This window comes from Aquitalea sp. USM4, assembly GCF_004328945.1.
In the GTDB taxonomy this organism is placed as follows: domain Bacteria; phylum Pseudomonadota; class Gammaproteobacteria; order Burkholderiales; family Chromobacteriaceae; genus Aquitalea; species Aquitalea pelogenes.
Map to the genome: position 1 here is coordinate 2,828,590 of NZ_CP029539.1, position 17,000 is coordinate 2,845,589.

12 protein-coding genes are annotated in these 17,000 nt (G+C 59.5%); 3 read left to right on the forward strand and 9 right to left on the reverse strand.

What is annotated here, in order from left to right; all coding sequences use genetic code 11:
* Nucleotides 1-94 precede the first annotated feature (94 nt).
* Together DKK66_RS13095 and DKK66_RS13100 are read left to right on the forward strand one after the other, a co-directional pair.
* A complete protein-coding gene (locus tag DKK66_RS13095) occupies nt 95-3,436 on the forward strand; it encodes a DUF748 domain-containing protein (protein ID WP_131358772.1) in 3,342 nt (1,113 codons plus the stop codon).
* Nucleotides 3,437-3,667: 231 nt separating this feature from the next.
* A complete protein-coding gene (locus DKK66_RS13100; protein ID WP_131358774.1) occupies nt 3,668-6,535 on the forward strand; it encodes an adenosylcobalamin-dependent ribonucleoside-diphosphate reductase in 2,868 nt (955 codons plus the stop codon).
* A 57-nt stretch (nt 6,536-6,592) separates the two neighbouring features.
* On the opposite strand, the gene DKK66_RS13105 is transcribed toward DKK66_RS13100, so the two are convergent.
* The 9 genes from DKK66_RS13105 to DKK66_RS13145 form a co-directional block, all read right to left on the reverse strand.
* Entirely contained in the window at nt 6,593-7,486 is an 894-nt protein-coding gene (locus DKK66_RS13105) for an SMP-30/gluconolactonase/LRE family protein (protein WP_131358777.1), read from the reverse strand.
* Entirely contained in the window at nt 7,483-8,202 is a 720-nt protein-coding gene (locus tag DKK66_RS13110; protein WP_131358780.1) for a GntR family transcriptional regulator, read from the reverse strand. The genes DKK66_RS13105 and DKK66_RS13110 overlap by 4 nt, the downstream gene beginning before the upstream one ends.
* Complete coding sequence (locus tag DKK66_RS13115; RefSeq protein ID WP_131358783.1) at nt 8,202-9,068, reverse strand: carbohydrate ABC transporter permease; 867 nt, start codon at nt 9,066-9,068, stop codon at nt 8,202-8,204. Before DKK66_RS13115 ends, DKK66_RS13110 begins: the two co-directional genes overlap by 1 nt.
* Nucleotides 9,068-10,021: a carbohydrate ABC transporter permease gene (locus DKK66_RS13120; protein ID WP_131358786.1), complete on the reverse strand. Its 954-nt coding sequence runs from the start codon at nt 10,019-10,021 to the stop codon at nt 9,068-9,070. The genes DKK66_RS13115 and DKK66_RS13120 overlap by 1 nt, the downstream gene beginning before the upstream one ends.
* 49 nt (nt 10,022-10,070) lie before the next feature.
* Nucleotides 10,071-11,306, reverse strand: a complete 1,236-nt coding sequence (locus DKK66_RS13125; protein WP_131358789.1) for an ABC transporter substrate-binding protein — start codon at nt 11,304-11,306, stop codon at nt 10,071-10,073.
* On the reverse strand, nt 11,303-12,433 hold the full coding sequence (locus tag DKK66_RS13130; protein ID WP_131358792.1) for an ABC transporter ATP-binding protein: 1,131 nt from the start codon (nt 12,431-12,433) through the stop codon (nt 11,303-11,305). The genes DKK66_RS13125 and DKK66_RS13130 overlap by 4 nt, the downstream gene beginning before the upstream one ends.
* Entirely contained in the window at nt 12,426-13,664 is a 1,239-nt protein-coding gene (locus tag DKK66_RS13135; RefSeq protein WP_131358795.1) for an enolase C-terminal domain-like protein, read from the reverse strand. Before DKK66_RS13135 ends, DKK66_RS13130 begins: the two co-directional genes overlap by 8 nt.
* 3 nt (nt 13,665-13,667) lie before the next feature.
* Nucleotides 13,668-14,429 carry an SDR family NAD(P)-dependent oxidoreductase gene (locus DKK66_RS13140; RefSeq protein WP_207389777.1) on the reverse strand — a complete coding sequence of 254 codons (762 nt, stop codon included), beginning with the start codon at nt 14,427-14,429 and terminating at the stop codon, nt 13,668-13,670.
* 356 nt (nt 14,430-14,785) lie between these two features.
* A complete protein-coding gene (locus DKK66_RS13145; RefSeq protein ID WP_045846221.1) occupies nt 14,786-15,412 on the reverse strand; it encodes a response regulator transcription factor in 627 nt (208 codons plus the stop codon).
* Nucleotides 15,413-15,605: 193 nt separating this feature from the next.
* Here DKK66_RS13145 and DKK66_RS13150 point away from each other — a divergent pair, with 193 nt between their 5' ends.
* Nucleotides 15,606-16,832, forward strand: a complete 1,227-nt coding sequence (locus tag DKK66_RS13150) for an EAL domain-containing protein (protein ID WP_131358798.1) — start codon at nt 15,606-15,608, stop codon at nt 16,830-16,832.
* Nucleotides 16,833-17,000: the final 168 nt, after the last annotated feature.

The window sequence follows — 17,000 nt, forward strand, 5'->3', positions numbered from 1 at the left end:
GGGCTCGCTGCGGTACATGCTTGCTAACAACATGTAACTAACACTGTTTGATAAAACAGTTAAAATGAAAGTTGCTGTCAAAAAGAAGAATGTCATGAGCGCAACTGATCAGAGTACTGGAAAATCCACTCCTTCTCGCCCGCCCCGACGCTGGCGGCGCTGGCTGGCCGGCATTGTCGCCGTGCTGCTGTTGCTGTGGGGGTTTCTGGCGGGTATTGCGCCGGGCATCGTCCAGAGTCAGGCGGCCAAATGGGCGGCAGGAATCGGCCGCAAACTGAGCCTGGGAGAGGTTTCGATCAATCCCTGGCGCATGGCAGTGGAAATCCGCCAGCTCAAGTTGGCCGAGGGCAAGGGCAGCCCCTTGTTTGCCGCAGACCGGGTGTATGTGAATCTGGACCCGACTGCCTTGCTGCTGGGGCGCTGGCAGTTGTCGGAATTCAGCGTCGATGCCCCGCAGGTATGGGTGCAGCGTGATACCCAGGGCCAGTGGAACTGGGCGCGCTTCATCAGTGATGCCAGTGGCCCGGCCCAGCCCAAAAAAGACGATGGCTCACCGACCAAATTCCTGCTGCAAGCGCTGAACATCCGCAATGGCCAGCTCATGTTCCAGGACCAGCTGGCCGGTAGCGACAGCTTCAAGGTGTCACCGCTGAATCTGGCGCTGACCGATCTTTCCACCTTACCCGAAGCCGGTGGCTATCGCCTGCATGCCGCGCTGGGCGACGGCACCCAGCTGGACTGGAACGGCAGCCTGCAATTGCAGCCCTTGCAATCCAGTGGCGAGGCCAGCATTCGCGGTTTTACCCTGGCCAGCATCTGGGAATACGTCAAACCGCATTTCAATATTGCTCGGCCGCAAGGCACGCTATCGGTACAGGCCAGCTATCAGTTCGACCTGAAAGGCAAGACGCCACAGTTGCAGATCAGCCCCTTCAGCGCCGAACTCAAGGGCTTGCAGATGCAGGCTCCGGGTACGCAGCATCGCTTTGTCCTGCCTTTATTGCAGCTCAAAGGGGGGCGTTTTGACCTGCAGCATAGCCAGTTGAGCCTGCAACAGATCGCGCTGGAGGGTGGCAGCCTGGAGGCACAACGCATGGCGGATGGCAGCCTGGACTGGCTGGCAGCCCTGCCGGCCAGCCCGGCTGCGGGTTCCACATCCACCGCAAGCAGCAAAGCAGCCCCTTCGCCGTGGCAGGTGAAGGTGGAAGACATCAAGCTGGCCAACTGGCAATACCGCTTTGGCGATGCCGGTTTTGCCACCCCGCTGCAAGTGGCGGGCCGCCTGCCGCTATTGCACGCCCGCTTTGAACTCGACCCTAAACGCGGTTTTGCGGTGGACAAGCTGGCGGGTGAACTGGCCGACATCACACTGGGGAATGCCGCACAGCCCGCCCAGATTGCCCTGGCCAGGCTGGTGTTGCAGCCTTCGCGCATTGTGCAGCAGGGGCAGTTGATTGAACCGGGCAGCGTGGATGTTCAGGGACTGCGTGTGGCGGTGGAGCGTAACAAGCAGGGGCAGTTGAACCTGGCGAAGCTGTTTGCGCCGGGCAAGGGGGGCAAGGCAGCCAGGGAAGTCAAGACCGCAGGCAAGGCCGATGCGGACCAAAAACAGCCCGGCTGGCAGCTGCACTATCCCTTGCTGAATCTGAATGACGGCCAGATCAGCTGGACCGACCAGACCCTGGCGCGGCCGGTCAGTGCCACGCTGCGCGATGTCACCGCCAGGCTGGAGGCAAAAGATGCGCAGCAATTGGCGCTGGACGTGGGTGGCAAGCTGGAATCCGGCCAGTTTACTGCCGCATTGCAGCTGGACCCGGCCACCATCGCCATCAAGGGCCGGGTGAATGCCCAGTCGCTGCCGCTGGCTCCGTTTGCACCCTATGGTCTGACCGGTACACCCTTGCGCATGAGCGGTGGTCAGCTTAATGCCGAGCTGAATGTCGAGTCTGCCAGTCAGGGCTGGAAAGTGGCCGGTACCGCCGGCATCAGCAAGCTGGCCATCATGGAAGCAGGCGAGAAACTGCCGCTGCTGGGCTGGAACAATCTCAAGGTCAATGGCATCAAGGCGCAAGGCAATGCCAGCCTTCCGCTGAGTGTGGCGGTGCAGGACATCCAGCTGGAAGCCTTGTCGGCCCGGCTGATTCTGGATGCCAAGCGCCAGCTCAACTGGCAGCGCATTTTTGCCGCCAAGTCTGCCGCTAATCCGCCATCGGCCACGCCAGTCACGCCAGCGAAGGCTGTTGCGATTCCGCCAGTGGATATTCGCAGCATCCACCTGAACCGCAGCAAGGTGCAGTTTGCCGACCAGAGCATGAACCCGAACTTTGCCACCCAGATGCACCATCTGCGCGGTTCGATTCAGGGCCTGTCCACCCGTCCGGGCCGTACTGGCACCATTACCCTGGATGGTGATGTCGATCAGTACGGTGATGTGCGCGTGCGTGGCGCGCTGGCCCCGATGGCGGTAACCGACAATACCGATGTCACGCTGTCTTTCCGCAATATTCCGCTCAACAACCTCAACCCCTATGCCACCACCTTTGCCGGCTGGCGCATCAATGACGGCCGCTTGACGGTAGACCTGCACTATCTGCTGGACCACCGCCAGATGAAGGGTCAGAACCGGGTGGTGATCAACACCATCCAGCTGGGCGATGAGGTGCCGGACTACAAGGGCACGCACCTGCCGCTGCGGCTGGCCGTGGCCTTGCTGGAGGATAGCGACGGCAAGATCGATCTGGACCTGCCGGTATCCGGCAGCCTGGATGACCCGCAATTCAGCTATGGCCAGATCGTGTGGAAGGCGCTGGTGAACGTGGTGACCAAGGTGGTCACCGCCCCGTTCCGCGCGCTGGGTGCACTGCTGGGGGGCGATGGCTTTGACAATGTGTTCTTCATTCCGGGCGAAGCCAATGTCGCCCCGCCGGAGCGGGAAAAACTGGAGAAAGTAGCAGGCTTGATGAGCAAGCGTCCCAAGATGCAGTTGCAGCTTGCCGGCAGCTACGATCCCGAGCTGGACAGCAAGGAGCTGGCGCGGGCACGCGTGGACAGTGCCATCCTGCAAGCCGCCGGACGCAGTCTGTTGCCGGGCGAACCGCTGCCGGTGCCGGACATGGCCGACCCGGCCATGCTGGACGCCATCAAGACGGTCTACGCCCGCGAGCTGGGCCGCCTGAAGCTGATGTCGCGTACCCTGAATCCGGGTGGGCCATCCGGAGCTGCGTTGGCCAAACTGTTGCGTGGCGAACTGATGGCTGCGCAAAAAGTGGATGCCGCTGCCTTGCAGGCACTGGCACGTCAGCGGGCGGAAAATGCCCGCAAGGTAATGATGCGCAATGACAACACTCTGGCCGATCGCATCACGCTTGGCGACCCGGCCAAAACCCGCGCCGAACGGGACGGTGTGCCGCTGGGGATCAAGTTGTCCAGCAAGTAGCGCATAAAACGGCTTGATGTCCATCAATAAACGGCGTAACTACATATGGTGTAGTACGCCGTTTTCTTTTGCCAGATGTTGTGAGTTTCTCGCGGCACCCACCATCGGCGCGCTATCGGCAAGCGGGTGTGCATTGCTTGGCGAACAGGCGTAAAGTCATGGATTGCCAAAGTGGCAAGGCTGCAGAAGTCAGGAAAATTCTCAAAAATTTCAGGAAATCGAGGGGCCGGAATGAAGCGTGAAAACAGTGCCGTCATGCTGGAGCAGGATATCTCGCGCGAGGTATTGCTGGAAAAGTATGCCAAGGGTGATGAACAGAGCGTCAGCGAGGTCAGACTGCGGGTAGCCCGTGCCCTGGCGGCGCTGGAGCAGGACCCGGCCCGCTTCGAGCCGCTGTTTTTCCAGGCACTGGACAATGGCTTCATTCCCGGTGGCCGCATCAATTCGGCCGCCGGTACCGAGCTGCGCGCCACGCTGATCAACTGCTTTGTGCAGCCGGTGGGCGATTCGGTCTCCGAACCTTCCAATGGCAAGGCCGGTATTTACGAAGCCTTGCTGCAGGCCGCCGAAACCATGCGCCGTGGCGGTGGTGTGGGCTACAACTTCTCGCGCATCCGGCCCAAGGGGGCACGGGTAAAAGGCACCAATAGCCGCGCTTCCGGGCCGGTATCGTACATGCGGGTGTTCGACCGCAGCTGCGAGACGGTGGAATCCGCCGGGGCCCGTCGCGGTGCGCAAATGGGTGTGCTCGATGTCAGCCATCCGGACGTGGAAGACTTCATCCACGCCAAGGACAAGGGCGACCTGCGCAACTTCAATATTTCGGTTGGTGTATCCGACGATTTCATGCGCGCGGTGGAAGCCGACGCCGAGTGGGAACTGACGCACAGCGTGGAACCGGCCACCGACGCCTTCCCCGGCCACTACCAGCGTGCCGACGGCCTGTGGGTGTACCGCAAGGTGTCTGCCCGTGCGCTGTGGCAGCAGATCATGGAATCCACCTATGACCACGCCGAGCCGGGCGTGCTGTTCATGTCCAAGATCAACCAGGACAACAACCTGTCCTATTGCGAGGTGATTGAATCCACCAACCCCTGCGGCGAACAACCGCTGCCGGATTACGGCTGCTGCGACCTGGGTTCGGTCAATCTCACCAAATACGTGCGTCAACCGTTTGGAGCCAAGCCCAGCTTTGATTTCAAGGCTTTCGAGAACGTGGTGCGCATGTCCATCCGCATGCTGGACAATGTGCTGGACCTGACCGTATGGCCGTTGAAAGAGCAGGAGCGCGAAGCGCAGTCCAAACGCCGCGTCGGTCTGGGTTTCACCGGCCTGGGCGATGCGCTGATCATGCTGAAGATTCGTTACGACAGCGAAGAGGGCCGACGTTTTGCCGCGCGCATTTCCGAATCCATGCGCGATGCAGCCTATGATGCCTCGGTGGACCTGGCTATCGAGAAGGGTGCTTTCCCGCTGTTTGATGCCGACAAATATCTGGCCGAACCGCATTGCGCCAGCCGCCTGCCGGACAGCATCAAGGCCCGTATCCGCAAGCACGGCATCCGCAACTCGCACCTGCTGTCGATAGCTCCTACCGGCACCATTTCGCTGGCGTTTGCCGATAACGCCAGCAATGGCATCGAGCCGCCGTTCTCCTGGTTCTACACCCGCAAAAAGCGCATGGCCGATGGCTCGACCCAGGAATACCTGGTGGAAGACCATGCCTATCGCGTCTACCGCATGCAGGGTGGCGACACCCAGGCGCTGCCGGACTACTTTGTCTCGGCACTGGAAATGAGTGCGCTGGACCATATGCGCATGGTGGCTGCCGTGGCCCCGTTTATCGACACTGCCATCTCCAAGACGGTGAACGTGCCGGCGGATTATCCGTTTGCCGATTTCGAAAGCCTGTATCTGGAAGCCTGGCGCAATGGCCTGAAGGGCATTACCACTTACCGTCCCAACAGCGTGCTCGGTTCGGTACTGTCGGTGGAACCGGCCAAGGAAAGCGCCAAGGAAGCCCCGCAGGACCTGTCCGCCAGCCAGGATGGCGACCCGGACCGCCGCATCACCCTGAACACTGCGCCCAGTCCGGCGCTGGCCAGTCTGAAATGGCCAAACCGGCCCAAGCTGAAAGAGGGCAACCCGTCCTGGACCTATATGGTGGAAGGCCCGGCCGGTGACTTTGCCGTGGTGGTGGGGCATGTGGAAAATGGCCGCATCACGCCGTTTGAGTGCTGGGTGAATGCCACCGAAGAACAGCGTGGCCTGGGCGCGATTGCCAAGACGCTGTCGATGGACATGCGCTGCCGCGACCACGCCTGGCTGTCGGCCAAGCTGGAAGCCTTGTCGCATACCAATGGCGACAAGCGCTATGTGTTCGAGCTGGGCGAGCGCACCGTCTATGCCACTTCCGCTGCCGCCGCGTTGGGGCAGGTGGTACGTCATCGCGTGGAACAGCTGGGCGCACTGACTGCTGACCAGCACGAACCCACCCCGGTGATGGATGCGCTGTTTGCCCGCAAGGAACCGAAATCCGGCACCGATGGCACCATGAGCTGGTCGGTGGATGTGGCCAACCCGCAAACCGGTGACGATTTCGTGCTCTTCCTGAAAGAACTGGTATTGCCCAATGGCCAGCGCCGCCCGTACTCGGTGTGGCTGGCCGGTAATTACCCGCGCGAACTGGATGGCCTGTGCAAGATGCTGTCGCTGGACATGCGGGTGATAGACCCGGCCTGGATCGGCATGAAGCTGCGCAAGCTGTTGAGCTATGCCGAGCCGCAAGGCGACTTCTTTGCCCGCATTCCGGGTCAGGAAAAATCGCAAAGCTGGCCGTCCACCGTGGCCTATATGGCGCAGCTGATGATTCATCGCTACGCCATGCTGGGTGTGCTGACCCAGGATGGGGTGCCGCTGGAGGAAATGGGGGTGATGGTACCGGAGCAGAGCGATCTGTTCAGCCCGGAAACCGCTGCCCAGCCGGCACTCAAACCCTTGTCCGGCAAGCCCTGCCCGGAATGCGGCAATCATGCGCTGATCAAGAAGGATGGTTGTGAATTCTGCACCGCTTGCGGCCATGTAGGGGCTTGCGGATAAGGTGTAGTGCTTGCGGGTGGGGCGGTCTGCAAGCTGACCTGCCTGCAGGCTGGAGCCTCAGCCATCGTCTCGATAGCGGTTTTCCGGCAGGCCCCGGTGGCCAGTGCGAATGGCCAGTACCGCACCATCCTGTGGGCCGGGCTGGCTCAGGCCAAAGCGGGCGGAAGTAATCAGCAGGGTATCCAGTTGTTTGCCGCCCTGTGCATTTCCAAAGGTACAGCTGGTCGGGTTGCGGACCGGCAGCGGGATGATGCGGTCGGTTTTACCTATTGGCGTGGTACGCACGATGCAGCCACCGCCAAAGCGGGCCGTCCACAGACAGCCATCCTCATCCATGGCCGAACCATCGGGAATGCCCGGCCCGCCTTGTTGCAACACCCGACGCTGGCTGATGTCGCCGGATGCCGCGTCGTAGTCCCACACCCAGATGGCATTGCGCTGGCTGTCGCCAGCATAAAAGCAGCGCTGGTCGGGCGACCAGGCCATGGTATTGGGGCAGCCGAATTCGGCTGCGCTCAAGGCGATGGCTTGCTCCCCGCTGGTACGCCACAGGCGACCGGCAAAGCGGGAGGTGGCGCGTGGCTGGCCATTGTCGTCCAGATTGTTTTCCATGCTGGCCACCCAGAAGCGTCCGGCCGGATCACACTTGCCTTCATTCAGCCGCAGCAGCGGGTCGGTTTCCGGCCGGGTGAGCCAGTGCAACAGCCCTTGCGTGGGTGTCCACAGCGCGGTGCCGCTGGCGAAGGCCACCACCGCCATGTCGCCCTGCTGGTTCAGCGCCAGTGCGGCAGGCAGTTCGGCAGTGGAAAAGCTGTCGGTGCGGCCATCCGGCCAGCGGCGGCGGATGGCCTGTGCCGTCATGTCCACCGACCACAAACAGCCGTGTACCGCATCCCAGAACGGGCTTTCGCCCACCTGGTCGCGTTGCCTGCCCCAGATGGCTATTTTCATGATTGTGATTCGGAAAAATAGTGCGGAAACAGGGCTTGCGCCTGCTCCAGAAAAGAGAATATCCGCCGCAGATGCAACTGCAGGCAGGCTTCCGCTGCCATGCCATCGCTGCCGGCAATGCTGTCGCGTATGGCCTGGTGCTGGGCAATCACCATGGCCAGATCCTCCACCGAGGCCACTGTCAGTTGCCGGAAACGGTCCATATGCACCTTGACGCGGGCAATCTCCTCGATCACCGGTCCGCAGCCGGCAAACAGGGCGATATGGCGGTGAAAATCCTCGTCCGACTGATAAAAGCGTTCCAGATCGCCCACTTGCAGATAAGTACGTTGCAGAGTGATTTCCTTGTCCAGCTGCATCAGCAGGAGCTGGCGATCCGCAATGGCCATGACTTTGCGCAACATGGCAGTTTCCAGTGCTTCGCGCATGAATTGCGACTTTTCCAGATCACTGCGGCGCAGCGTTAGTACACGGCTGCCCCGCTGCGGCATGACTTCCAGCAGACCCTGTTCCGCCAGCCTGGCCATCGCCTCGCGCACCGGGGTACGGCTGACGCCCAGAGTGGCGGAAAGCGAGGCTTCGGAAATCAGCCGGCCCGGTTCCAGTTCAAAGCGACAAATCCGCTCCAGCAGCAACTGGTATAGCTGGCGCGCCAGCGGCTGGCGCGGATCCGGCACAAAGGGTTTGGGCGTAGCCAAGGCTGCAGGCTTGCTCATTACACTCGCAGACCTTGCATGAACTGGCGGCGCAGCAGCACAAACAGCAATAAGGTGGGCAGCGAGGCCAGCACGGCGGCGGTCAGCATGATATTGGGCCCGCTTTGCGCATAACTGCCCTGGAATACCAGCAAGGCATTCATGATGGAACGGGTGTCCGGGCTATTACCCAGCACCGAGGAAAACAGCATGTCGTTCCAGATCCAGGTGAATTGCAGCAGGAACACCGCCGACATCGGGCCGCGCAGATTGGGCAGGATGATGCGCCAGAACAGCGTGAATTCCGACGCGCCATCCAGCCGTGCCGCCTGGTCGATTTCCAGGCTGAGGTTCTGCATGTAATTGCGTAATACCAGTACCGGGAAGGGAATGCAGATAGCGGTATACAGCAGGCACATGCCCAGATGCGTATCCAGCAGCTCAGCCCACTGGAAGCCGAAGAACAGTGGAATCAGGTACATCTGGAAGGGAAACACCGTGCCGGCAAACAGCAGCAGGAACCACAGATTGCGATGCCGGAATTGCATGCGTGCCAGCGGATAAGCAGCCATGGCGGCCAGCAGCACCGCCAGCGAGGCACCCACCGCGGCATACAAGCTGGAGTTGAGCATGGCCTGTGCCATATCGCCCTGTTCCCAGGCCATGCGGATATTCTCCAGCAAGGGGGACACACCCTCGGGCAGGGATAGCGGAGCGGTGACGGCATACTCGGCGGTGGATTTGAAGATGGCCAGCAAGACATAGCTGAAGGGCAGCAGCCACAGCAAGGCGATGGCTAATCCGCACAGGGCCTTGCCCCAGCGTGGCGGAGATGCCGGCGGCGGCATGGCCAGCCATCTGGTTTGTTGCGATGTCAGGTTTTGCATCAGCGGATCACCCTGTCTACACGGGCTTGCAATAAGGTCTGGAGCCAGGTGACGGCCAGCACCACGCCACCAATCACCACGGCGGTGGCGGCAGCAAAGGCCCAGCTGTTTTTCTGGAAGGCTTCGAAGTACATGAACACCGCCAGCGACAGGGTGCGCTGCTGCGGATAGTTCGCTCCCATCACCCACAGCAGGTCAAACACGGTAAAGCCGGCCAGTACTGACAGAATCACCACCATCAGCAAAGTGGGGGCGAGCAAGGGCAGGGTAATGTGGCGGAACACCTGCCAGGGCCGGGCACCATCCATGCGGGCAGCATCCTGCGGATCGCGCGGTAGCGCAGCCAGCCCCAGCAACAGCAAGACCATCACCAGCCCGCAGCTTTGCCAGACAAAGGTCAGGATGATGGCTGGCGTGACCAGCTGTTCTTCAAACAGCCAGCCGGTTTCCACCGGCATGCTGCTGAACTGTCCCAGCATCTGGTTGAGCATGCCTTGTGGTGCGTACACGTAGTACCACATCACACCCACCGCCGTCGGGGCCAGAATGCGCGGCAGAAAAATGATGGATTTGAACCATTCCTGGCCAGGCATCTGGCGGAACAGCAGCGCCAGTCCCAATCCTGCCGTGAGGGGAAACAGTACCGAGGCCAACACCCACAGCGCGGTATTGCCCAGCGCATCGTCAAAGTAGGGGCTGGACCACAACTGGTGATAGTTTTCCCAGCCGGCGAACTCGTCCCGGCCCTCAAACAATTGCCATTGAGTAAAGCTGAGCCAGATGTTGTACAGCACCGGCAGTAACAGCAGGGCTGTCACCAACAGCAGGGCAGGTGCCATGAAGCGCAGTGCCAGGCGAAACTGACGCCCTTGTCGGGCGCGTTCGCGAGCCTTGATTTGTGCCAGGCCGATGCGGGCCAGCAGTTGTTGATCGTGCTGCAAGAGCGGGTTCATGCCGGTCTCCGTTCAAGTGCGGATGGCTGGCCTGTGGCCAGGCGATGGATCAGGACTTCTTGCGCTTGCTCCAATAAGCCGCATTCAGGCTTTGCATGCGCTGCATGACGTTCTGGGCGGTGTTCATGTCCGGTTTGAGCATGAAACGGTTGAATTCCGCCACCATCTCGCCTTGCAATGCGGTGGGCACGCCTTCCCACCAGCGCAGAAACATGGCATGCCGCGTTTGGGCCAGTTGGGCATTCACCTGGCTGACAATGGCATTGGGGGCAGCAATCTTGTTGTTGCCGATATAGTTGCCCGATGCCTTGCCCCAGGTTTGCGCACCCTGGTTGGAAACCCAGAAGCGCAGCGTCTTCATTACATCGGGATTGGCTGCTCCCTTGCGGGAAACCACAATCGGTGCGCCTTCCACAATAATTGCCGGCTGCTGCACACCAGGCGCATTGGGCAGGATGAATACGCCCAGCTCCTGAAGTGGGAAGCCCGCCTTGCCCAGCAGGCCGACTGCCCAATCGCCGAACAAATACATCACCCCCTTGCCCCGGACAAAGTCGTTGATTTCTTCATTGGAACGCGGGTCGGAAAACCAGCCTTTGGCATACATGTCGGCCCATATGCTGAATACCTTGCGCACCGCCGGGCTGTCATAGGCCACGCTGCCATTGTTCAGGCCGACATAGGCCTTGGGGTCGGTGCGCAGCAGCAGTTCCTGAAACCAGATGAAGCCGCGCCAGCCATCCTGGGTGGTGGCCAGAAACGGCGTTTGGCCGGCAGCTTTGATACGAGCAGCAACGGTTTGCAGCTCGGCCCAGTTGCTGGGCGGTTTCAAGCCCAGACGGGCAAATACGCGCTTGTCGTACAACACCACCCAGCGCGACAGCTGCAAAGGAACGGCATAGGGCTGACCACCCACGCTGAACAGCTCCTTGACGCCAGGCTGAAAGCGGCCATCGGCTTCCATCTCTTTCCACAGTGCGTCCAGTGGTGCCAGCTGACCGGTGGCTGCCAGCGTATTCAGCGATGCGCCGGTCCACCAGGTAAACAGCTCCGGTGTGCGGCCAGAGGCGACCGAGGCCTGAATGAAGGTCTTGTATTGCTCCGCACTGGCATAAGGTGAAATTTTCAGGCTGATGCCATCGGTGCGCGCGGCATTGGCCACGGCCTGCAATGGTCCACTCCAGAAGCCCTTGTCATTGAACAGTTGTACTTCTTTGGCCGAGACAGCAGTGCTGAACAGGCAGCCAGCTAGCAGAGCAAAACGGAGCAGGGCTGGGCGTGTCATGGTGTATTGGTCTCCTGAGGCTGCTGATCAGCACGTAGCGATATGCCGCTATCGGCATCGAACAGGTGCAGGTTTTCGGCACGGACGGTAAAGCGCAGGGTCTGGCCATCGGCAACCGGACGCGGGGGCAGTTGGCGGGCAATCAGCGGACCGCTGGCAGATTCGGCAAACAGCAGGGTTTCATTGCCCAGCATTTCCGACAGCGTGATGGTGGCGGCAAAGGTTTCTGCCTCTGGTGGTGTTTCATCCGGCCAATGCGGCTGGATGTCTTCCGGACGCAAGCCGGCGCAGACGCGCTGTCCATGCGTCAATGCCGTGCCAAAGCGTGTCTGGTTCAGTGGTATGCGCAGCGCCGGCGAGGCAAAGTAGAAGTGTTCCCCCTCCTGCTGCAGTGTGCCGTGGAAGAAGTTCATTTGCGGTGTACCGATGAAGCTGGCGACAAAGTGATTGGCCGGATTCCGGAATACATCCAGCGGGCTGCCTTGCTGCACGATGGCTCCGTCTTTCATCACCACCATGATGTCGGCCAGGGTCATGGCTTCTACCTGATCGTGGGTCACATAAACGGTGGTGACCTTGAGCCGATGTTGCAGACGCTTGATTTCCACCCGCATCTGGTTGCGCAGCTTGGCATCCAGATTGGACAGCGGTTCATCAAACAAAAACACCTTGGGCTCGCGCACGATGGCCCGTCCCATGGCCACCCGCTGGCGCTGGCCACCGGATAGTTCGGCCGGCTTGCGGTTCAGGTAAGGTGCCAGCTCCAGTGTTTTTACCGCGGCATCAATCCGGTCTTGCCGCTCGGCGGCAGAGATGCCCGCCAGCTTCAGCGAAAAGGCCAGGTTTTCCTGCACCGTCATGTGCGGATAAAGCGCATAGGACTGGAACACCATGGCCACGCTACGTTCCTGGGGCGGCAGCTCATTAGCCAGTTTGCCGTCAATCAGCAACTGGCCATGGCTGATGCTTTCCAGTCCGGCAATCATGCGTAGGGTGGTGGACTTGCCGCAACCGGAAGGGCCGACCAGCACCACGAAGGCTCCATCAGGTATATCGAGATTGATGCCGCGCACCACCACCTGCTGTTCGTATACCTTGACCAGGTCGCGCAGGCAGACTTCAGCCATGGTGCACCCCCACCTGCTTTTGGTGCGGGTCGGCCCAGCGCCGCTCCGGCAAAATGCCATACCAGCCGGGTCGGCCGGGGTCGCGGTCATAGGCATAGCCACCCACGCTGCGGTAGTGCTCGGCATACTGTGCCAGCTTGTCAGGGCACACCTCGACCCCCAGCCCCGGCCCGGACGGCAAGGTAATGGCTCCGTTCTGATAGCCGAATTTGCCGCCCACCAGAATATCGTCGCTCAGGTGATGGTAATGGGCATCGGCCGCGAAATTGAGATTGGGCAAGGCTGCGCCCAGATGCAGCATGGAAGCCAGCTGGATGCCCAGTTCGCCGGAAGAGTGAATGGCGGCGGAGTGCTGGAAGGTTTCCAGCACGGTGCCCGCCTTGTACGCCTGACGCAGTCCGCCCCAGAAGGTGGTATCCAGCAGGATGACATCCACCAGGCTGTGGCGCATGCATTGCGCCAGCTGTTCAAAATTGACCACCACCATATTGGTGGCGGTGGGAATGGGCTGGCGTTCGCGCACGCGGCGCATGCCTTCCAGCCCCCAGGTGGGGTCTTCCAGATAATCATTCGGCAGATGCGCGATGGCGCGACCGACGCGCAGGCTTTCTTCCACCGACCAGGTGGCGTTCGGGTCCAGTCGCAGCCTATCGCCGGGCAGGGCGGCGGCCAGCGCTTCCATGACGGCGATATCGTGGTCGGGGGCAAAGTGTCCGCCCTTGAGCTTGTGAACCCGGAAACCATGGCGCTGCTTCAGCTCCAGCGCATGGCGAACCATGTCCTCGGGCATGGTTTCACCACCATGGCCATCATGTTCGTAGCGGTAGAACAGGTAAGCGGCAAAATCCACCTGCTCGCGTAGCGCACCGCCAAGAAAATCACAAGCACGCATGCCAAGTTGCTTTCCAGCCAGATCCATACAGGCCATTTCGATGGCGGCATGCAGTTGCAGACGGTTGTTGTACAGGCTGGCCGTGGGATTCATGATTTTCCAGCGCAGTTGTTCAAACTGCAGCGGATCATGACCCTTCAGGTAGGGCAGCAAGGCCTTGACGGCCGCTTCGGCACTTTCGCCGCCACCGCCCAGTTCGCCCCAGCCGGACAAACCGTTATCGTCGACCACCTCCACCACGGTGCGGACAAAGCGCTGCCAGTGCACGCCGGCGGAATGTCTGAGCGGAGCTTCCAGAGGAACGGCAACCGTGGTTGCCTTGATATCTACAATGGCCATATTTCAGTCCTGTAAGGGTGAGCCGCCAATACGGGCAAGCAGACCACCATCAATGCGGATGACTTCTCCGGTAATGAAGGCGGCACGCTCAGACAGCAAAAAGGCCACCAGCTCGGCAACTTCGCTGGCATGGCCTGCGCGGCCCAGGGGGTGCATGCTGTCGATTTCTGTACGCAGAGAGGCAGGGGACGGGGAGCTGGCGATGGCATCGCGCAGCATGGGGGTGTCGATGGAGCCAGGGGCGATGGCATTGGAGCGCACGCCCTGGCTGGCAAAATCCACGGCAATGGATTTACTCAGGCCGATCAGCCCATGCTTGGATGCCGTATAGGCAGCCACATTGCGCTGCGAGGCCAGACCTTGCACCGATGCCATGAACACCAGGGCACCACGGCTGGCGATCAGCTGGGGCAACAAGGCCTGGGCCAGCAGGAAGGCTGCGCCCAGATTGGTCGCCATTACTTCATCCCAGCATTGCTGCGAGGTGTCCAGCGCCGAGCCATAACGTTGGATACCCGCGTTATGGGACAAGCCATGGGCGCCACCCAGTTCTTGCGCCGCTACCGCCGCAGCATTGGCTGTCGCTCGGTCGGCAACCGAACCGATGACCAGTCGATGGGGAAGGTTGTGCGGCAAGGCCTCTGCCATGCGCGCCAGCCCTTTGGCGTCGATATCCACCAATACCAGTGGCTGACCATCTGCCGCCAGTCGCATCGCGACTGCTTGCCCAATGCCGTTGGCAGCCCCACTGACCACTACGCTCATTACCATCTCCCGCTTGGATTTGAGCGCTACCATACTAGTGGCCGAAAAGCTGGGTAACCGGTCAAAGGGTCAGACGAGGCTTGGTTTCATTATCGTTTTGGCGAGAAATGACAAACCAGCCAGGGTGCATGATTGTTTGCTGATGGCCCATTGGCGGTATGACGGAGGGGATGCAGCCATGGCGACCCATACCCTGCACCAGACATGGTCTGACACTTGGGTCAGGGAGCCACTACCCGACTAGCGTGTACAGTTCCCCAGCGGTCTGCGAACGTGTCGAATCAAAGAAAGGGGTGCAAGGGGCAGTGAAAAGTCTGATAGCTTAAGACAGAGGCGAGCATCAGTCGCCTCCAGGCTTAAACCAGTTTGTTGTTGCGGGCAAAGTCAGTCAGGTCCACCACGTTCGAAATACCCAGTTTTTCGAAAATGTTTACCTTGTATGTGCTGACCGTCTTGTTGCTGATGAACAGCCGGTCGGCAATATCCTTGTTCGACAAACCCTGGGCAAGGTGTTGCAGGACGGCAAGTTCACGGTCAGACAGTTTTTCGATACGACTGTCGATCTGGTTTTCGTCATTAAGCTTAGCGCCGGACACCACGTCACGGGGAAAGAAACTGTAACCGGCCATGATGGCATCCGATGCCGACAGGATGGCGTTGAGGTCTTTGCTTTTGCTGACAAAACCGTCTGCACCGGCCTGCATGGACCTTGAGGCATAGACCATTTCATCCTGCGCCGACAAGACCAGCAACTTGATGGCGGGATGTTGATTCTTGATGCGCTTGATCAGTTCCAGTCCGCTGATGCGGGGAATGTTCAAGTCGATGATGATGAGATCGGCTTTATGTTCTCTGACCAATTCGATGACAGACTGGCCATTGTCGGTTTCCCCGATGACCGCATACCGGCCGGATTTTTCCAGAACGGAACGGACAGCCAGGCAAATGGCCGGATGATCATCGACAATGATGACACTTTTCATGATTAATCTCCGGAAATGATCAGGATTGGAAGTTTTTATTCGTTATGGGACTGTTGGAGAGTAAATGGGTTTGTTGAAAAATTTCATAAGATAAATCTAGTATTCAATCAGAAATTTCCCATCATCAATCAGTGCTGAGGCAAAGATAATATAAAACTTATAAAAGCAATGTAGCACATTTCAGGTGAATTTCATGTCAGGGTTATTCAATGCCGGACGTCATCGTCCGCTGCAGATTCTTGTCGCCGAAGATCATCCGGCGCAGCGCCAGGTCATTGTTTCCATGCTGGAGCAGCATGGTGCATGCTTGGTGGATGAGGTGGGAGATGGCCTGCAGGCACTTTCATTGCTGAAAGCCAATAAGTACGACCTGATGATCTGCGACCTTGGCATGCCTGGGCTGGATGGCATTCAGTTGATGCGTCACCTCAGCAAACTGGATGATCTGCCGCAGTTGATCTTTTGCAGTTCTCATACCGAGGACATCCTGCAGAGCGTGCAGCGGTTTGGCGTTCACTACCATCTCCCAGTACTGGCTTGTCTGGAAAAGCCGTTTTCGGCGAGCGAACTGTCTACCCTGTTACAGCAATGTGTACGGCAACTGTCGGATGATACGGCGTTGAAGGCGATGGAAAGCATGGTGTTTTCCCGTCAGGAACTGGAAGATGCGATGCAGGCTGGCCAGATCAAACCCTGGTATCAGCCCAAGATCGATCCGCAAACGCTTGAGGTGCTTTCAGTTGAAGCACTTGCCCGCTGGGAGCATCCGGTACATGGCGTGCTGACGCCCGATGTGTTCCTGCAGCAGGTGGATGTGTTGAATCTGAGCGAGAAACTGCTTTGCACCATTTTGCAGCAGGCTGCTCGGGATTGCTGTGCCTGGGATATCAAGTTTCCGCAGAAAAGGCTGGGTGTGGCAGTCAATATTAATGTCCGCGAATTTGATAAACCCGATATGCCTGAAAAATTGAATTCCATCATTCAATCCATGCATTTGTCACCAGGTCGCATTACCCTTGAATTGACAGAAACCCAGCCGCTGAATAACTTGAGTTTGTCATTGGAAAATGCCATTCGCCTGCGGGTGATGGGTTTTAATCTGGCACTGGATGATTTTGGTGCCGGATATTCCGGCTTTCATCATTTGCGTGAAATTCCGGCCAATTCGGTCAAGATTGACCGCTTGCTGGTACATCAGGCAGCAGGAGACCCGGCAGCAGAAAAGCTGCTGGGTTTTGCCGTGCGCATGTTGCAAAGCCAGAATGTTTCGGTGGTGGTGGAGGGTGTCAGCCGACCTCAGGATTTCGAGCTGGTGAAACAACTGCAAGTGGATCTGGTGCAGGGGTTCCTGCTGGCGGAGCCGATGTCGCGAAGTCGCTTGGACTCCTTCATGATGACACCGGCTGGCACGGCCAACTAGACGCGGCGTAGCGACCACAGCGCCAGTCCAATCAGGCTGATACTGCAGCGCTGTCAGTTGTCCAGTGCATGCTGGAACACCTGCCAGCCAAGCCCTACTGCTGGCTGTTGCCGGTATTTCATACAGCAGTGGCCACCAGTCGGTGACTATTACTCCGACTGCACATGG

Bases quoted from the DNA above. Each gene is read 5' to 3' on its own strand.
- DKK66_RS13095 (WP_131358772.1), top strand. From the start codon at position 95: ATGAGCGCAACTGATCAGAGTACTGGAAAATCCACTCCTTCTCGCCCG.
- DKK66_RS13100 (WP_131358774.1), top strand. From the start codon at position 3,668: ATGAAGCGTGAAAACAGTGCCGTCATGCTGGAGCAGGATATCTCGCGC.
- DKK66_RS13105 (WP_131358777.1), bottom strand. From the start codon at position 7,486: ATGAAAATAGCCATCTGGGGCAGGCAACGCGACCAGGTGGGCGAAAGC.
- DKK66_RS13110 (WP_131358780.1), bottom strand. From the start codon at position 8,202: ATGAGCAAGCCTGCAGCCTTGGCTACGCCCAAACCCTTTGTGCCGGAT.
- DKK66_RS13115 (WP_131358783.1), bottom strand. From the start codon at position 9,068: ATGCAAAACCTGACATCGCAACAAACCAGATGGCTGGCCATGCCGCCG.
- DKK66_RS13120 (WP_131358786.1), bottom strand. From the start codon at position 10,021: ATGAACCCGCTCTTGCAGCACGATCAACAACTGCTGGCCCGCATCGGC.
- DKK66_RS13125 (WP_131358789.1), bottom strand. From the start codon at position 11,306: ATGACACGCCCAGCCCTGCTCCGTTTTGCTCTGCTAGCTGGCTGCCTG.
- DKK66_RS13130 (WP_131358792.1), bottom strand. From the start codon at position 12,433: ATGGCTGAAGTCTGCCTGCGCGACCTGGTCAAGGTATACGAACAGCAG.
- DKK66_RS13135 (WP_131358795.1), bottom strand. From the start codon at position 13,664: ATGGCCATTGTAGATATCAAGGCAACCACGGTTGCCGTTCCTCTGGAA.
- DKK66_RS13140 (WP_207389777.1), bottom strand. From the start codon at position 14,429: ATGAGCGTAGTGGTCAGTGGGGCTGCCAACGGCATTGGGCAAGCAGTC.
- DKK66_RS13145 (WP_045846221.1), bottom strand. From the start codon at position 15,412: ATGAAAAGTGTCATCATTGTCGATGATCATCCGGCCATTTGCCTGGCT.
- DKK66_RS13150 (WP_131358798.1), top strand. From the start codon at position 15,606: ATGTCAGGGTTATTCAATGCCGGACGTCATCGTCCGCTGCAGATTCTT.